The sequence below is a fragment of the Erythrobacter donghaensis genome (genome assembly GCF_001557325.1).
Taxonomy (GTDB): Bacteria; Pseudomonadota; Alphaproteobacteria; order Sphingomonadales; family Sphingomonadaceae; genus Erythrobacter; species Erythrobacter donghaensis_B.
This window is the reverse complement of record NZ_LSJS01000306.1, coordinates 24,334-40,002: the sequence shown is the minus strand read 5'-3', so window position 1 is coordinate 40,002 and position 15,669 is coordinate 24,334. Positions and strand designations below refer to the sequence as shown.

At 59.3% G+C, this 15,669-nt stretch carries 16 protein-coding genes and 1 pseudogene; 6 read left to right on the top strand and 11 right to left on the bottom strand.

The window, feature by feature from the left end:
• The 6 genes and pseudogenes from AX692_RS17945 to AX692_RS17915 all read left to right on the top strand — a co-directional run.
• A pseudogene (locus AX692_RS17945) lies at positions 1-550 on the top strand (hypothetical protein); the annotation flags it as partial.
• Between the two features lie 312 nt (positions 551-862).
• Positions 863-1,102, top strand: coding sequence for an AbrB/MazE/SpoVT family DNA-binding domain-containing protein (locus AX692_RS17935; RefSeq protein WP_073977427.1), 240 nt, complete (start codon positions 863-865; stop codon positions 1,100-1,102).
• Entirely contained in the window at positions 1,102-1,518 is a 417-nt protein-coding gene (locus AX692_RS17930; RefSeq protein WP_073977801.1) for a PIN domain-containing protein, read from the top strand. Before AX692_RS17935 ends, AX692_RS17930 begins: the two co-directional genes overlap by 1 nt.
• Positions 1,515-2,783 (top strand): tyrosine-type recombinase/integrase, encoded by a 1,269-nt coding sequence (locus AX692_RS17925; protein ID WP_073977800.1) that lies wholly within the window; start codon positions 1,515-1,517, stop codon positions 2,781-2,783. Before AX692_RS17930 ends, AX692_RS17925 begins: the two co-directional genes overlap by 4 nt.
• Before the next feature lie 85 nt (positions 2,784-2,868).
• Positions 2,869-3,078, top strand: a complete 210-nt coding sequence (locus AX692_RS17920; protein ID WP_155646371.1) for a hypothetical protein — start codon at positions 2,869-2,871, stop codon at positions 3,076-3,078.
• A 30-nt stretch (positions 3,079-3,108) separates the two neighbouring features.
• Entirely contained in the window at positions 3,109-3,795 is a 687-nt protein-coding gene (locus tag AX692_RS17915; protein ID WP_073977026.1) for a hypothetical protein, read from the top strand.
• Here AX692_RS17915 and AX692_RS17910 read toward each other — a convergent pair.
• The 11 genes from AX692_RS17910 to AX692_RS20755 all read right to left on the bottom strand — a co-directional run bounded on the left by AX692_RS17910 (position 3,773) and on the right by AX692_RS20755 (position 15,666).
• Positions 3,773-4,558: a hypothetical protein gene (locus AX692_RS17910; protein ID WP_155646370.1), complete on the bottom strand. Its 786-nt coding sequence runs from the start codon at positions 4,556-4,558 to the stop codon at positions 3,773-3,775. The genes AX692_RS17915 and AX692_RS17910 overlap by 23 nt on opposite strands.
• A 431-nt stretch (positions 4,559-4,989) precedes the next feature.
• Positions 4,990-7,782, bottom strand: coding sequence for a conjugal transfer protein TraG N-terminal domain-containing protein (locus tag AX692_RS17905; protein ID WP_073977151.1), 2,793 nt, complete (start codon positions 7,780-7,782; stop codon positions 4,990-4,992).
• Positions 7,783-7,794: 12 nt separating this feature from the next.
• Positions 7,795-9,243 carry a conjugal transfer protein TraH gene (locus AX692_RS17900; RefSeq protein WP_073977152.1) on the bottom strand — a complete coding sequence of 483 codons (1,449 nt, stop codon included), beginning with the start codon at positions 9,241-9,243 and terminating at the stop codon, positions 7,795-7,797.
• The gene (traF, locus tag AX692_RS17895) at positions 9,243-10,055 is read right to left on the bottom strand and encodes a conjugal transfer protein TraF (RefSeq protein ID WP_419470524.1); all 813 of its coding nucleotides are present in this window, start codon (positions 10,053-10,055) and stop codon (positions 9,243-9,245) included. The genes AX692_RS17900 and traF overlap by 1 nt, the downstream gene beginning before the upstream one ends.
• Positions 10,046-10,426: a hypothetical protein gene (locus tag AX692_RS17890; protein ID WP_073977153.1), complete on the bottom strand. Its 381-nt coding sequence runs from the start codon at positions 10,424-10,426 to the stop codon at positions 10,046-10,048. Before AX692_RS17890 ends, traF begins: the two co-directional genes overlap by 10 nt.
• Before the next feature lie 2 nt (positions 10,427-10,428).
• A complete protein-coding gene (locus AX692_RS19345) occupies positions 10,429-12,141 on the bottom strand; it encodes a conjugal transfer protein TraN (protein ID WP_155647206.1) in 1,713 nt (570 codons plus the stop codon).
• Between the two features lie 26 nt (positions 12,142-12,167).
• A complete protein-coding gene (gene trbC, locus AX692_RS17880; RefSeq protein WP_073977155.1) occupies positions 12,168-12,905 on the bottom strand; it encodes a type-F conjugative transfer system pilin assembly protein TrbC in 738 nt (245 codons plus the stop codon).
• Between the two features lie 14 nt (positions 12,906-12,919).
• Positions 12,920-13,969, bottom strand: coding sequence for a conjugal transfer pilus assembly protein TraU (traU, locus tag AX692_RS17875; protein WP_073977156.1), 1,050 nt, complete (start codon positions 13,967-13,969; stop codon positions 12,920-12,922).
• Positions 13,959-14,231, bottom strand: coding sequence for a hypothetical protein (locus AX692_RS17870; RefSeq protein ID WP_073977157.1), 273 nt, complete (start codon positions 14,229-14,231; stop codon positions 13,959-13,961). The genes traU and AX692_RS17870 overlap by 11 nt, the downstream gene beginning before the upstream one ends.
• Entirely contained in the window at positions 14,228-14,884 is a 657-nt protein-coding gene (gene traW / locus AX692_RS17865; RefSeq protein WP_269135524.1) for a type-F conjugative transfer system protein TraW, read from the bottom strand. The genes AX692_RS17870 and traW overlap by 4 nt, the downstream gene beginning before the upstream one ends.
• 2 nt (positions 14,885-14,886) lie before the next feature.
• Positions 14,887-15,666, bottom strand: coding sequence for a S26 family signal peptidase (locus tag AX692_RS20755; RefSeq protein ID WP_330997305.1), 780 nt, complete (start codon positions 15,664-15,666; stop codon positions 14,887-14,889).
• Positions 15,667-15,669 lie beyond the last annotated feature (3 nt).

Sequence of the window (15,669 nt, the reverse complement as noted above, 5' to 3'; positions counted from 1 at the left end):
CGCTAAAGAGCGCTCAATACCTACCCAGACAAGGCGGCCCCCGCCGGATGGATACGACTTCTCGAACATGAGCGCCGATGAGCGAGCGCCGCATCCCGATATCGCAGAGTTATTTGCGGCAGAGGGTTCCACATATGCCCTCGCCCTCGGGGAGGTGCTAAACGCTTACGCTCCCGACTGGATGGAAGAATTGAAGTGGGAGTTTGAGTATGAGGAAAAGCCCCGCAGTTTGAGCGAGATATTGGAGGCGGAACACCTGCTTTTCCGTCAGGTCTGGTACAACCGCCATCTCAATCTAATGTGTCGCGTCGAGAGTGGCGAGATCGAGATCGTGGACGAGTTGGGCAAGACTGAGAAGGGTAATTACCGACAGGACCAAATTACGCGCAGCACTCTGGCGGCCGCCTTGGCCGCCGGCGAGCGGACGAGGAACGAGATTGGCGAAGACAACCTCGGGCCTTGGGACGATTTCGAATGGGGAATGCTCAACGGCAAGCTGAGTGCATTGCGCTGGGTCACTGGCAGCGAATGGGACTTCCTGGATACCTAGGAGCATATCAGACGATTTTGTCAAGCAAGCCTAACGCTGCCACGCTGAGGGCATCACGGAATATGACGATCAGATCAGCATCGAGTTCGAAAACATTCACGAAAACCCGTTGAGTACTGTGATCATCAAAGACGCCATGCTTCGAGTGCAGCGGGTGATCTGCTATAATGAACAACGACCAGGCCCGTTGCCGAAGGCTTCTCACCGTTCCCATGAAAGGAGGCGGGCGAGCCGCCCTTTCATTTCACGTGAGCCTGTTGATATCCTCAAGGTTTGCACGTATATCCGCTCCGTGAGAATGGAGCCAAAGAAATGCAGGTTGCGCAATGGGGAAACAGTCTGGCGATCCGCTTGCCCGCGTCAGTGGTGAAGGCGCTCGGCCTCAAGGCAGGCGACAACATCGAGATCTACGCTGCGGGCTCCGATGCCTTCGCACTTGCAAAGGCTGAGCGTGCGGAGAATGCCGAGGCTTTGTTTGAGCGGGTCAAATCGATGCGAGGCATGCTTCCCGCCGATTTCAAGTTCGACCGCATGGAGGCGCATGAGCGGTGATGGCCGCTTTCGTCGACACGAACGTGCTCCTCTACCTCATATCCGCAGACACGCGTAAGGCGGCGATCGCAGAAGAGGTTCTACGCGCAGGGGGTCATGTATCGGTGCAGAACCTTGCGGAAATGACAGCCGTCTGCCGGCGGAAGGCGAAGATGGACTGGGAAGAGATCGAAGCGGTTCGAAGCCTGGTACGTCAGCAATGCAAAGTGCATCCCTTGACCATCTCGGTTCACAACCGGGCGTTCGCAATCGCTGCGCAGACGGGATACTCAATTTATGACGCTCAGATTCTTGCAGCCGCCGCCAAGGCAGGATGCGGTGTAGTTTTGAGCGAAGACATGCACGACGGCCATGATCTTTCCGCGCTCGGGTTGCCCGTCGTAATCCGCAATCCTTTCGTTGGAGGTTCTCAATGAAAGGGGCCGGCTCACCACCAGGCGGCAGCGAACAGGACATCGTCGTGGTTGACCCCCTGGCGAGGATACCCACCGTCAGCAGGCGCAAAGACCGAGCCGATCCGGAAACACGAGCCGAGCTGCGGCTCGCTGGGGCGCTCGCGGCGGGAGCCTCGGATGAGCTTCCTCCGATCAGCCAACTCAGCTTCGAGACAGCGCTTGATGCGATGGCCCTCAACACCAAGCTCGCGCTCGCGAGCGATTTGGACTGCTTTGTCGACTGGTGCATGGCTCAAAAACGCACCGCGTTCCCCGCAGAAGCAGAGACGATAGTGCGTTATCTCGAAGCGCGATCGCGGAAAAAAGCGAAGGCCTCTACGCTCGCGCGGCGTGTCGCCAGCATCTCTACCGCACACACGATCCTCGGCCTTGATCCTGAAGGACCACAATCGCGGTTGGTAAAGAACAAGCTCAAGGCTCTACGCCGGACAAATGGAGGGCGCGTGCGCCAGGCTGAAGCCATCCGTTTCGGCGAGGAGCTTTCGTCCGAAACCTCGCCGATTACGATCGCCGCCCTTCTCTCGTTCTGCGACGATACGCTTACCGGCCTGCGCGATGGAGCCCTCCTCTCAACGGGCTACGATGCGGGACTGCGGGTGAGCGAGCTCTGTGCGGTCCGGGTGGAACACCTTGAGCCTCAGCGAGATGGCTCGGGAGAGCTTTTCATACCCTACTCCAAGACCGATCAGGAAGGCGAAGGCGCGTATGCCTGGCTATCTCCCGACACGATGCGGCGCATCGCTCTGTGGAGAAACGCGGCCGGCATCAACCGGGGGGCTGTGTTCCGGCGTGTGCATGTCACCAGACGCAAGGGACGCGGAGCGATCACGCCGACCAGCTGGGACGCCATACCGGGGAATGCGCGCAACTTCGTGGAGCGCTTCGAGGGTCGCCCTGCAGAGCAGGGGATTACGGTCTACACGGCAGGCAGCGAAGCGTTGACCCGCCATGGCGTGAACGCGATCTACAAGCGAGTCATAGAGAATGCGTGGGCAGCAGGGGTTTTCGACGTCCCCGGGCACGATATCGCGGCTTTCCTTGCTAAGATTTCGACGCACTCGCTCCGCGTGGGCCTCACACAGGACCTGATCGCAAATGGTCAGGATGGCGTGGCAATCGCGCAGGCGCTGCGCTGGACATCGCCGTCAACAGCGCTTCGATACGGCGCAAAACTTAGGTCTGCCTCTGGAGCAACGGCAAAGGCGTTAGGCAGAGTGAGAAACTAAATCAGTCACTTGTTCGCTTGCTTAGTTGAAGATTAGAAGCCATGCAGGTGTGTGGTTAACGCGTAGAGTTCCAAGCGAGCAGACGATGGGACATTATGAAAAGCGACTTGTAGTGATGAGCGCTGTGCGCCGTTACAAAGACGAGAAGGCGATCCCCGACGATCCACAACACATAGACCAAATCTGCGCTGAGCTATTGGAGGCTAACGGTCTCGATGAGGTTGCCGTCGAGTGGCAGCGGATCTCGGAGTTCGAACAGGAGGTCCGCGGAGGCGGTTGGTTTGAGGAGAATTGAACCGCCAGCCATGCGTGATACGATGACACCATGAGACGGAACCTCGAGCAGCTCTATCGCGATGCGATAGCCATGATGGACGTCAGCACCGACGCTCGCATCGAGAAGCTGAGACGGGTCTACATATCGTCATCGATAGAGAAGGAGCGGGCGAGCCCGGAGCTCGTGGCAAAAGGAGCCAAGGCAGGTCAGAAATGGGCGGAGAAGGCCTTCGAGGATCTCTATGCTGGCGGCTTCATTGTTACCGACTGGATGGAATACTTCTGGTTCGCGCCAACACAAAAGGCCTTAGACGAACGCATGACCGTGCTGGCGGGGATGGAGGCAATGGCCATCGTAAGGCTCTCATCCATGGACTGCGGAGAAGCTCTGCCCGGTATCAAAAATCGGCTGCATGAATTCCAACAGGAAGCTGAGGGCGGAGACCTAATAAGAGCGAGCTTGGCACGCCAACGCCTAATGTTGACGGTCGTCGGCGCGATAGGCCCACAGCGATTGGCGGAAGACTATGTGAAGGCAGCCAAAGTCGCGGTGGCCTACGCTGCGGCCGCGAAGCTGAATAAACGATCACTCAATGGCATGAGAAAATCAGCCGAAAAACTAGTGATGGGTCTTGGTGGTAAGGACGTCCGCAACTGTGCAGCGGAAGCGGTCGCGATGCGACTTCATCCTTCAGAACCAATCGGCAATAGAGCTAAAAAACTGGTGAGGCTTTGAGGGATGTTTCACTCAGCGGTGTAAGAATAGGCGTAAAGGTACGAAGGTCGCCGATATCGGTGGTGCTGCCAGAGGCAAGAGTTTCAATGACCTGAAAGCCGTTCTTGCGGTCGTTCGTGGGATAAATGCCCTTCCCCATGTTATCAATGAGAACGTGAAGCCCAGGCGCATTTCCATCGAAAAAAAGTCGACTGGCGGCTCTCACGCCGGCCAGGTCGCGAGCATGCGCTGCAACCAGAAAGCGGTCACTGGCTTCAACGAGGTAGCCACGACGTTCGGAATAGAAGTCGGCCATCCACAACAACCTAAAAAACACTTGCGGGATGAACTGATCGACAATCGCGGCAAGCGTGGAATTCGGCCCGCCGAGGACCATATTCGTCAGCCCAATTGCAGCCTGAAAGAAGTCCTCGTCATCGATCGAAACATGACGGATGTTCTTCTCAACATATCGGGTGAAGTCCTCCAGCCACTGGCCACCAGAGAGAGTCATGCGCAGGGCGCCAATTTCGACAAGCGATCCCAGCCCGATACGCCATTCCTCCACCTGCTCATGTGAAAACGATGAGACCACATAGGACGGGCCCGAGCGGGTAAGATACCCCCCGACCTTCATGGAGACGAGAATGCGCCGGGCCATCCCAACGACGATCCCATAATCCCGCATCATGTCGCTTGAAGAGTAGGGATCCCCAGCCTTCAGGTCGCCAAAAAGAATGCGCTCCCGCAGATCGATGTATGTGGCGTGCGTCTTGGTTGTCATGAATGCGCGGAGGCTTGCCTTTGCCGACAACCTCCCTCTCCCCATCCTGAAATTCGCGCGTCCCGCGATCACCATAGCAGATGAACGGCTACCCCGTCTCCTAGGCTTTCTGCAGTTTTGCGCCAACGATTGTGTTGCAGACGCAAAAATGCTACGAAATCAGCAGGAGAACGCTGGTGAACCATTCAGATTCATATTCGATCGATAGCGATCCAGTGGTCCGAGCTCTGGCCGGCGACGCGAGCAGCAGCGTTTACGGTGGCTCACTAAGGGAGATCGGGGTTTATCCTAACGCTTGCGGCGATAGGAACGAGCTTCAACCACAAAAGAGCCATCCTGTCGGCTTTCTTCTCGGTGCTCTCGGATTTATGATCATTGCGGTGCTTTTCTGGTAAGGCAAGATCATCCCAGATTGGGAACAACTCCTCAGATTACCTCTGATCCTTGTCATAAAACCGCTCATTGAAGCGATCATCGGCCCCGCCTTCACCACGACGATCGGCATCAAACTCAGTCCTAGATTGGCCGGCGCGCACAGTGTTGGCATCTAAGCGTCCTCTTAGCGCACGCCCGCCCTCACCAATTCGTTCTGCGACGCCGTTTTCCGAGGGTGTCACACCAAGGTTGCGAGAGCCGCCAACGGAGCTGCGCGGACTATCCGAACGCAAGTCGCGCTCACTGAAATCGCCTGGTCCAGAAATGTTGCCGGTAACCGATCCGCGCTCGGGAATTACATCTCTGAAGGGTGCAACCTGCTGATCGTAGTAATCGGAAACGATTTCACGAACAACGACGTCGCGAGCCAACTGCTGTTGCGGGGATGGAGCGGTCTCTTCGATACGAGGTACAGCGAGGCCAAGGCGTGCGGCTGTATCGTAATATCTAGCGACCACGATGTTATCCAGATTGCTTTGAAGATTCGAGCCGACGCCCTCACGGGTTGAAGTGTTGTTGCTGATTGAGGTGGCGAGCTCGTCAATTGCAGCAATGCGATCGTCGATCCTACGAACCTCCTCAAGAGCTCTCTCTCTGGAGAAGGCATTTTCGTTGTAACCCTCACTTCTGCTGAAGGTGCCGCTTTGGCTATAGCTACCAGTATCCTGAGTGGCATTGGAACCATTCGAGCGACTATCGGATGTCGAGGAATCGAAGCCTGTCGTCTCCGAACGCTCGCTACCGCGACTTACCGTGTCGTTACGAACACGTCCGCCGGAGATGCCAGCTTGCACACTGCCCCCAAGAGCCGCGCCGCTACCTCCCTGCGGCGAACCCTGCCCCTTTGCGGCGCGACCGCCACCCTGCCCGACGGAGCCTCCAAGACTGGCGGACCCTCCTCGTGTCGTTTCGAGACGATCGGTGCTGATCTGCTGGCCGCCTTGCGTGCGTGAAACACGATCACCCTCGCTGACGGTGTCCCTGCTATCCAGAGACTGATTATCAAAACTTTGCAGGTTCTCACCCGAACGAACGCCTGCGGTGCTTTCGCTGCCGCTGGAATTACGTACGCCCGTTGTCTGACGACTGGACGCACGCTCGGCGAGTGAAACCGCTCGGGAGCGCTCTTGAGAGAGCGTGTTGCGGGCCGTCTCCAGCTCGCTGAGGGTTTCCGCTCGCTCGGCCGCATTGCTGGAATTGACAGACGCAGAGAAAGCGAGATTGCTAAGACCCGGCCGGACGTCGTAGCCGGTAGAACCATCCGCGAAGGTTTTCGTAAGCGTGCCATTGTCGTTGACAGTGGAGATGGTCGCAGCCCCGCCAGTGAATGCTGGAGCCGTATTCCACTGGTTTGACTGTCTGTTGAAGCTTGAGAGATTCATGAAGCTCTCGTTGCCATAGGAGTAGTTGCCAGTGGTCCGCTCAACAGCTGCTGCTTCCGCGGCGGATTGCGCCGGCGCAAGCATTGAGGTTGCCTGAGACGACACCGCCATCGCTCCACGAGCCATGCCAGCGGCAAGGAAAGGGATCGACATCATCAGGAAACCGGCAATGGTGGCGGTGTCGGTGTTAACAGCATCGATACCAGCCATGCCGGCCATCGTGATACCGCCGGGCGCAGCCGCATTCATCGCATCAGCCGTGCGATCCATAATGAACATGTGAAGAACGACATAGAGCGGGCCCCAGGAAGCCAGATAGAAGAACCCTGTAAAGTAGCCCTTGAGGGCCGTCGGACCGCTTCTCGGAATGAGAAAGAGCGGGAAAATGACAGGAAACATCGCATAGAAGACGACAGTGAGAACGATGTTGAGGAGCGGCACCCAGGTCATCGCTTGCTGAGCGATCGAGGTGTAGGTGTTCCTCGCCTGCTCCTCTGCACGAAGAACCGCGAACGTATCGCCGTCGGCCGCGCCGAGATTGGCTCGCGACTGGAGAAACGCATTCACAAGCGATCGCTGCTGGAAAATCTGCTGCGCGGTCTGCGTGCCGCCGTGAAAATGACTTCCGATAACAGGAAGGTCGGCAACGAGTTTGGCGCGCGCGAGCGCAGGGGTCAGCCCGGGGAAGAGTTTCCGGCCCTCTTCAAGCAGGGCAAGATCCGAGTAGGCGTTGATCCCATTGACGAGGTTCACGTAGCCGGCTTCGCAGGTGATGATCGAAGGAGTGCCGCTTTCTGGCACCCACTTCATCGCACGCGCCGGCGAGCCAGGGCCCATGTCGACAAGGATGTTTTGGGAATTTGCGATCTGGTCGAAGGGTTTGAACCCTAGGAGAATGTCATAAAAGACGCACTGCTTGTTGTACTCTTCGAGGTTGGCGCTGATCCGGGGGTCCCGGATGCGGAAATCCTGAGTGCGATCCCAGAGACGAGCTCCATAGATGAAGCCGTTGTTCGACATCTGAAGTGAATTTGGCATCACGAAAACGGTCTCGGCCGTGCGCGTCAACCAGTCACCGGCAGTCGAGCTAACGGACGCAATCATCGCAAGGCCAAGGGGCACGTTGGCAACGGTTGCGGGGGCGAGCGAAGGATTGAGGCGATCGGTAACTTTCACAGTCATCGTCGGGACGATCAAAGCCCCGTACATGAGGGTCGCCCCGAGGAACCAGTTGAACAAGACACGCCAATCCAGCCTCAGCGCCATGATGAGTAAGGCATAAATGAAGCCCATAACCAACACGACCCTGAGCAGTGAGCGGAACCCCCCTCCCCCAGTCCAGGCAGCGACGGCATTGAAGACATTGACGATGTATTCGCCGCCGCCGATCGTGAAGATCTCCATCATGGCAACAGTTCCCTACTGAACACCCTGGCGAGACAGCGAGGTGCTGAAGGCAAGAGCGGCTGACATCTGAGGCGAGACATTGTTCCTGAGCGTGCTCTCGAGAAACACGGCGCGATCAACGATGTTCTTGGTGCGGACGAGGCGATCGGTCAGCCGCTCGGATTTCTGGCCAAGGACGCGGCCGGTAGCGCTGATCTGGTCACGCCACTGAGACAAAGCTTCTTCGGGCGCATTGTGGAAGGTGGATACGCCCTGCTGTGCATAGGCGTAGTATCGCTGGCCGATAACCTCGAGGAGATCGATCGCGACCGTTTCGGCAAGTTCGTTGATGTCACTGCTGGTAAGGCCGCCGAGGGTTGCGGCAGCGTTCACCGTGAGGATTTTGTAAACCGGAATGCTCGTAGCGCCGAGAAGCGCAATTTCCTCGTTGGTCAAAGCGCTGTTCGACCTGATCTTCGCATTCATGCTCGTAATCATCGCATGAACCCGAGGCTTGAGAGCCTGGTTAGCCGGAATCGAGATCGTCGTCTGCGTGGGCCTCAGGCACTTGTCCCTGTCAGCGCCGCAGCTGTAGATGCGGATCGAGCTACTGCCGTCGAGAATTGCAGTGAGGAGTGCATCATCGCCCGAAGGAATAAAGCTGTATCCAGCGGTGAGACCCTCGCTGTTCCCGTCCTGCACGAAGATCACGGTACCGACAAAATTCATGAGGTACTCACGAAAGTTATCGGAGAAGCTTGGATAGCTGTCCTTCAACATCTTCCATGTGAAGTTATAGCTTTCGTGAGGAATGCCAGGATCGGTGTTGTTGGCCATAGCGTTGTTGCGCTCACCAGGCTCTGCGCAATGCTTCCGCGCATTAACGATATCGGTGAAGAAGCCCTGGCTGTTGCCGACAGCCTTACAGATTTCCGAGCTGTAAAGCTCACTCTTGGGAAGCAGGCCGCCGACGAGACCTTGAGCAAGTTCGCAGCTGTTCATGTTGAACTGGTTCATCTGCTGAACCTTCTGCGCCATCTCTTCGATAGTGGCAGAAATCTGGGGGCTGATGGACTTGACTGCCAGCTGAAACGCAAAGCCAAGTGCATTGTTGGCGGTAGCCTTGAGCATGGCGACGATTTCATCGGTGTTGATGAACGAGAAGCTACCAGCGAAGATGTCGATTCCGCCGCAGCCTGCTTTCACAGAGGGTAGCTGAAGGTTCGCGGGGTTGACCGTCTTCTGGGGGAAACGTGTCCAGATGTTGCCGCCCGAATAATATCCGGCACTCTGGCCCTCATAGGCAACGGGCCCGGTCGCATTCGCAGCGGCGCCCATGTCGTCGAAAAACTCGTTCAGCTCGTTACCGACATTAGCCTGAACCGGCGACGCGGCCAGACCGAGGGATGCGATTACGGTTAGCGCCGAGCCTGTCAGTCGGAACGCCTTCGAGCGGCCGGGAATTGGGTTCTTGGGTTCCATCAGTAGTCACTCCCGGGTTCGATCTGGGTGAGATAGAGGATGCGCTGCATCACCTCGTCGGCAGCCATCACCCCGTAGCCGATCGGCACGGGTCGCTTGGTTTGCGTATCGAACAAGACGAGAGCGGGGACGGCGTTGCCTTGAAGTCCCATCCGCTGATACTGGCCGGAGTTGACGACATAGTTCGGGAACTGCTCATTCGGGCCGCCGTCCATAGACACGGCAAGAACCTCAAGACCGTAGCGATCGGAAAGTGCCCGCATCACTGGAGAGAAGGTCCGGCATGCTGAACACGACGAAGAATAGAAGTAGAACACGCCGTAGCGCTGCGTGAGGTCGGCCATCGTGGTATCGCGCTGTGCTGCCCGATCTGCAGTCCAGGTCTGCTTCGCGAGTGTCGATACCGGACGCTCGAGCGTGTAATCGAGATCGGGGTTCTGCCAGATCGATCTGCTCCACGTATCAGCGAACGTCGACGCACGGTCGAGCTGCTCACGCTGGAAGCGGATATAGGCGACGATGTTCTCGGAGGTCGGGTCGAGAATGGCTTTCGCCTTGAGCTCATCAAGCTGCGCGGTGATGGCAGCCAGGCGCTCTGTGGCGGGAGCAGTAGGAGCCGAAGACTGCGCGGCCTCGCGCGCTTTCCGCCTGGCTTCCTCAGAGTTGCAGTAAAACCAGCTACCGAGCTTGCGTTCATCACAGTAGAACGCATCACGATTAGGATCGGCAGGAGGCTGCGCCAAGGCGGGGATCGTCACTGCCGCGAGAGCGCCGGCGAGACTCAGGATGGCAAGGTTGCGGGTCATGAGCATTTCCCTTCGTCAAGATCGAGCATCTGCATGAGAAAGGATGTCTTGATGAGGCCGCGGCCGCGGTCGATCATCCGGATCATGCCTCCCGAAAGCGTGGTGGTGGAATCAACGCCAGCCTCAGTCAGGCAAAAGTCGAACTCCCCCTCACCGATCCGCGAGATTTGTCCTCGGGCGAGTAGCCGCCCGATGGAGGCGCTGATCTCGCCATCGGAGGCCGGGCGAAGAAACCAATCAGAGACGAGGCCGAACATCTCGGCCTTTGTGCGGGCGAGATCTCGCCCGATCGCGACGCTGACCGCAAGGTCGAGGACCTCGCCCCGGGGGAAGGGACTAGTACCATCGCCGAAGATTAGAATGTCGGCGCTGCTCATGATCAGGTTCCCCCGTGGGTGTTGTAGTAGGCCTCGATCTTCTGCTGGATCTGGATCGACATCTCGACCTCATCAGGAAGCTTGGCGGCGTCGACGAACTCGGCGTAGACCTCACGAAAATCCATTCGCGAGAGATCGAGCTGCTGAAACTGTGCGATGAGGAACCCCTCACAATCAGGGTCTTTTGGCCGACCCCATTGCATACCGAGCTGTGCCTTGCCCTGCTCGTTGAGAATGCGGACAAGCTTGCTTCCGTAGCAGCAATAAGACTGCTTGCGTGTCACGCAGACGCCGAGAACACGGTCCGAGCAATAGGTGCCGACGTAATGGCACAGGCCCTCATCGTCGCGCTTGTCGACATCCCTATCCTCACGGCTGCAGAGGAAAGGGGTCAGAAGCGGAACACCTTTACCGCTGCAGCAATTTGACAGGCCGAAAACCTTCCTGGTGCACTTGAGGTTCTCGCCACTGAAGATCTTGAGGCGGTCTGGATCGAAGCCGTCGCGAAGCTCGCCCATAACATTCATGGCGACCATCGCGTCCTTGAACTCGCTGGACGCCTCGCGCTCGATTTGTGTGCATTCGCCGTCGATGCAATAAAGATCCCCCGCACAGACGTAGGCGGGCGGCGGCGCAGCGCCGGTGTTGGGCGTGGTACATTGGAACCAGCGATCGTAGACGTTGCAGGTGGTTCCGTCGGCGTCGTAGCTCAAGCACTCGTCATGGCTGAACCTGCATTCAGGGCGAGCCTCGAGCGCGCTGCAATCGTTCGCGGGCGCCAAACCAGCGCACTGGTATGTCCGACTCCATTCCCAGCAAGAACGTGTGACGGAGAGACCCCCGATGATCCGCGTTTCGTTTGGTCTGGTACAGACTTCGCTGGACAGGGTGCACGTCGCATCGCCCCTAGCGGAGTTGCAAGCTGCCTCGTCGATATGCTCGCTGACAACCCGGACCGTGTTGCGCTCAAAGCCGCGGGCAGGAGGTGGGAGCTGAGCGGGACAAGACCACGTTTCACGATAAAGCGGCTCACCGGGCTCAGCACACCACGGCCTACCGCCTTGTGGGGGGTAAACCCATTGTAGGCAGGAAAACCCAACCCTGTCCCTGTCAATCAAGGTGCAATTCCCTTGCTGAAGAGCACCTTGGATCGCCCAGCAGACACCCGAATGTCCCGGCTGAGGTTCATCCGAATAACACGAATACTCCCAATAGCGAGAGCCCTCGGTGATCACCGAAAGAGCCGCATTACAGGTCCGCGCCTCATCGTACGGCTGAGATCCCGCATTGCAGCTTTCAAGATAGGTGACTGCCCCGCCCCCTCCCGGTGGCAGAGGGTTGCAGGTTCCAGTGCTTCCGCCACCGGGCGTGGCGGACCCGAGATAGCTCTCGGGATCGCCAGCGATGGTCTGAGCGGCCGAGAGGTCGATGGTCGTCGGATCAACGATCGTCCGATAGGGATCGATGACGACGCGGTAATTGTCCTGGTAGCGCTGCGCCTCTCCGGCTGCCGTCAGTCCGATCGGATCATCTACAAAGTCATGCTGCGGAAAATCGGTGCCCTCAAACCCAGGGACATTCGCAGGCGCACCATTACCAAGAATGCCGGCGTTACTGCTATCGCGTACGCCCTTGGCGATCGCCTCGCCTTCTGTGCGCGCATCGCCCGATGCCATCTGCGCATAAGCAAGGTGGCCGCAAGCGGCGAGCGCCAACCCGGCGGCAAGGAGGCGGACCCCATTCACCGCTGTCCACGCAGGTTAGCGAGCCCGAGCCGGGCGGCAGGCGCGCCCGGGCCACCCGCATTAGCGAAAGTCTCGAGAACATATGAAACGCTCACATTGCCAGCAATGCGATCATGCGGCGGCGGCGGCGTCACGCAGTCGAGCTGGTCGCACGGCTCGAAGTCGGTCGAAAGCGCCACATAGGTCGGGACGCGGTCAACACCAAAGGACCGGAACAAGCGCGGATCGATGGCGATGTTACTGGCGCCCGATTGGTCGACCACCTTGCGAATGCCGGCCATGAAGGTCTGCGGGTTACCGGCCGAAAAGCCTCGAAAGACGATCACGCCCCCTGCCCGCGTCGTATCGGCGATCATCGTAGCCAACGCCTCTTCGGGCATAGACAGACTGGCGAAGGCGACGAAGAGAGGCGCGCCCTTGGGACGCGCCGTCCCGGTTCTGGCACCAGCGACGATCTCGTCGAAATCGACAGGTCCGGTGCCCGCCGCCACGTGCGAGACGTCCAGATCCTCGATCTGCCGGTAGCCGTCGTCAACGACCGTCTGCGCTGCCTCGCGCTGGGTCTCGGCGTTGGAGGTCGCGTAATCGAACAGCGCCTGTGCGTCGGCCTTCACTGCTTCGCTGCGCGCCTCGATCGCCTTTATGTCGAGCCCTTCGATCTCCTGCGCAAGCACCGCGGCGGCGGCGAGCGAGCCAGTGGCGGCAATTGCAATGATCGGGATCTTGCGGTTCATGCGCCTGACGCTCCTCACAACATGCAGCAGTTGCGCTTCCTCCAGAGGAGAAAGCCTACATCCTCGCCCTTGACCGGATAGACCTGACCGGACTTGGGAAGGATCGTGGTGGCGCCGATCGGCGAGCAGGATTCGCGCCCGCTTACCATCGGGGTCGGGTTGACCTGCTGAAGCCGGTACTGGCTCTTCTTCAGGATGGGCATGATGTACTTGGAGCACAGTGCCTTCGGCCCGCTTGTGCCCCAAGCGAGCCCCTGCCGGTGGAGCTTGTAGACCATGCGCTCGGCAGCGAGGCGGCCGGACTGCTTCATCCCGCCGGTGTTGGCGCCGACATTACCGTTCATGGGATACATCGATCCCTGACAGCCGGAGCACCAGAAGAGCTCATCCATCGGCAACTTCGACGATGCGGAGATGCAGTCGGCCGAGCACGCCGCTTGAGCTATTACGGAAGTGAACAGCGCGGCCTCGGGGTTCAGAAGGGCAGCCAGCTCATCGTCCTGCCAGAGCGGATCGACCTCGCTCAGATAGGCGACATCGAAAGAGCTTGCCTCTAGGCACAGGAAGTCGGTGACGACTTCGAGCCAATAGAGCAGCGGGTAGATGTAGTAGTGGACATGGTACTTGGCGGTGTTCTGCGACTGCCCGCCCTTCTGCGCCGCGTCGGAGACATAGCCGTGCCCGATGGAGAACCCCGGATCGAGCTTGATCCCGCCAAGATTGGGAAAGCACCAGGGCTTGGTCGTCACATCGATCAGGCGCACCGGCTCCCAGAACCCGACCGCGAGCCCGATCCGCGGCACCGGCGTGCCGCACGCGCAGATCGGAAGGTCGGGGTTATCGGTATCGGCACGCGAGGACGGCCAGATATCGAGAGAGCCGAGCGAGAGGGGGAACATGCAACCCCAGCACACATCAGTGACCGGATTAACGAAACTGCCCTGACAGCTGCCCTTGCCTCCGGGCAGCCCCGGATCGGGCGTCGGCGGCGTCTGAGCCTGAACGGCAAAGCCCATCAGCGCGGCGACGATCGCGGAGAGGATGAGAAGGAGGCTACGAGGCATCGTTGTCACCCCGCATCAGCCAGGCATCGTCCGCCGACTTCTTGGCGGAGATCCATTGCCAGCCTTGCACTGCAACGAAAGTTGCTGCGGCCGCCAGGGACGCAAGAGCGATCGGTTCAACAGCTGCGCGCAGCTCGCCGAAGAACAGCACCATGACAGCAAGAAAACACAGCCCGATGATGGTCCGCATCCGCGCCACCCTGAGATCAGGCGTCTCGGGCGCGGCCAGCGGCGCCGGCACAAGATCGCGCAAACGGCTCATGCGCCCTTCCCCCTGCGAGGAATGGCTTGTTCGGTCACGAGAAGCACGTCGCCGCGTTGCTCGACGAGCGCGGGTGTTCTTCGGATGCCGAAATGGCCCGTCAACCTACCTTCCTGGTCGAAGTAGAACCGACGCTGATGGACCTTCATGAGCTCGAAGGGTGAGCCGGACACGAAGATGACTTTGGCGCGCGCATCGGAGCCGTGCTGAATCGCCCAGGCGACTTCGGCGGGATCGTCACCGTCGATGAACACGAGCTTCTTGCTCAAGGGCGAGGCGCTGAGCGGATTGACGCGCTGGCCTGCCACAGCGATCAGGTTGCCCTTGTGATCGCGGATGTCCTTGTCGATCCGGATCGACGGGTCGAACTCCCAGCTGCGGGTCTCCTCGGCCGGCGAGATGCCCGCAACCGGCACCGGGCGCATCACCCGCGACTTCACCCTCTCCGCGAACTTGCGGTTCATCTCGTCGAGCTTGCCGGTCGCCTTTGCATGGTCCAGCCTGGCCTTAATAAGCGACAGGAGATCGGGTTCGGCGACAGGCCAGGTCTGGCCCATCTGGCCATGATCGATCGCCTGCGGCAGCGACCGCGCGCCGCTCGAGGCGGTGGCCGATCCGGCGAGACCTGCCAGCAGGATCGAGGCGAGAAGCACCCTCACAGGATCGGTACCCCGATGCCGACAAGCCGTTCGCGGCAGACGAATCCGATATGCGCATAGCGGCTGTCGAAACCGTCCTTGTGCGGCGTGGCGGCGAAGACGCAGCCTTCCGGAACCTCGCCGACAGGCCCGGCCTCGAGCGGATCTCCGCGCTTGGTAAGCGGCTTAAGCGACGCCACGACAGTGCCGTTGACCAAAACATCGTTTCCGGCGCGGGTGACCAAGTCGCCCGGCAAGCCGTACGCGATCTTGACGAAGGCGGCGGGCTTTTCGCCGAAATATTTGACCGTGACGGGATCCGTGCCCGGGTGGAAAACGACGTACTCGCCGCGTTCGGGAAACTGACCCGTCTCCGCGAAGAACGCCCAATGCGGCAGGCTGTCGGTCGCATTGATCATGAGTGCATGCGTGTCGCGCCACTTGGCGAGTGAGGTGAGACCGGCGGTAATCGCACAAAGGACGATAAAGCCGACGAGCTTGCCGCCAAACGATAGCTTCTGAGCCGGGCTTCGGCGGCGAGCCTGTGCAGATGGCGATGCCGGTGTCGATGGCACAGGCGTGATCGTGGGAACGGGCGACACGAACACGGATCCATCCGCGTCGGCCACGCGAACCTGGGAAAGCATTTCGAGGCGGGCGTCGCGCAACCGGTTATCCCACCGCCGTGCGAAGAGCCGCCAGGCATGCAAGACGAGTTGCAGGCCGAGCATCACCGATGCGGCGGCAAAAAACCACCAGACGACCGTAGGGAGCCCTGAGCCATCGAGGATCGGCACGGC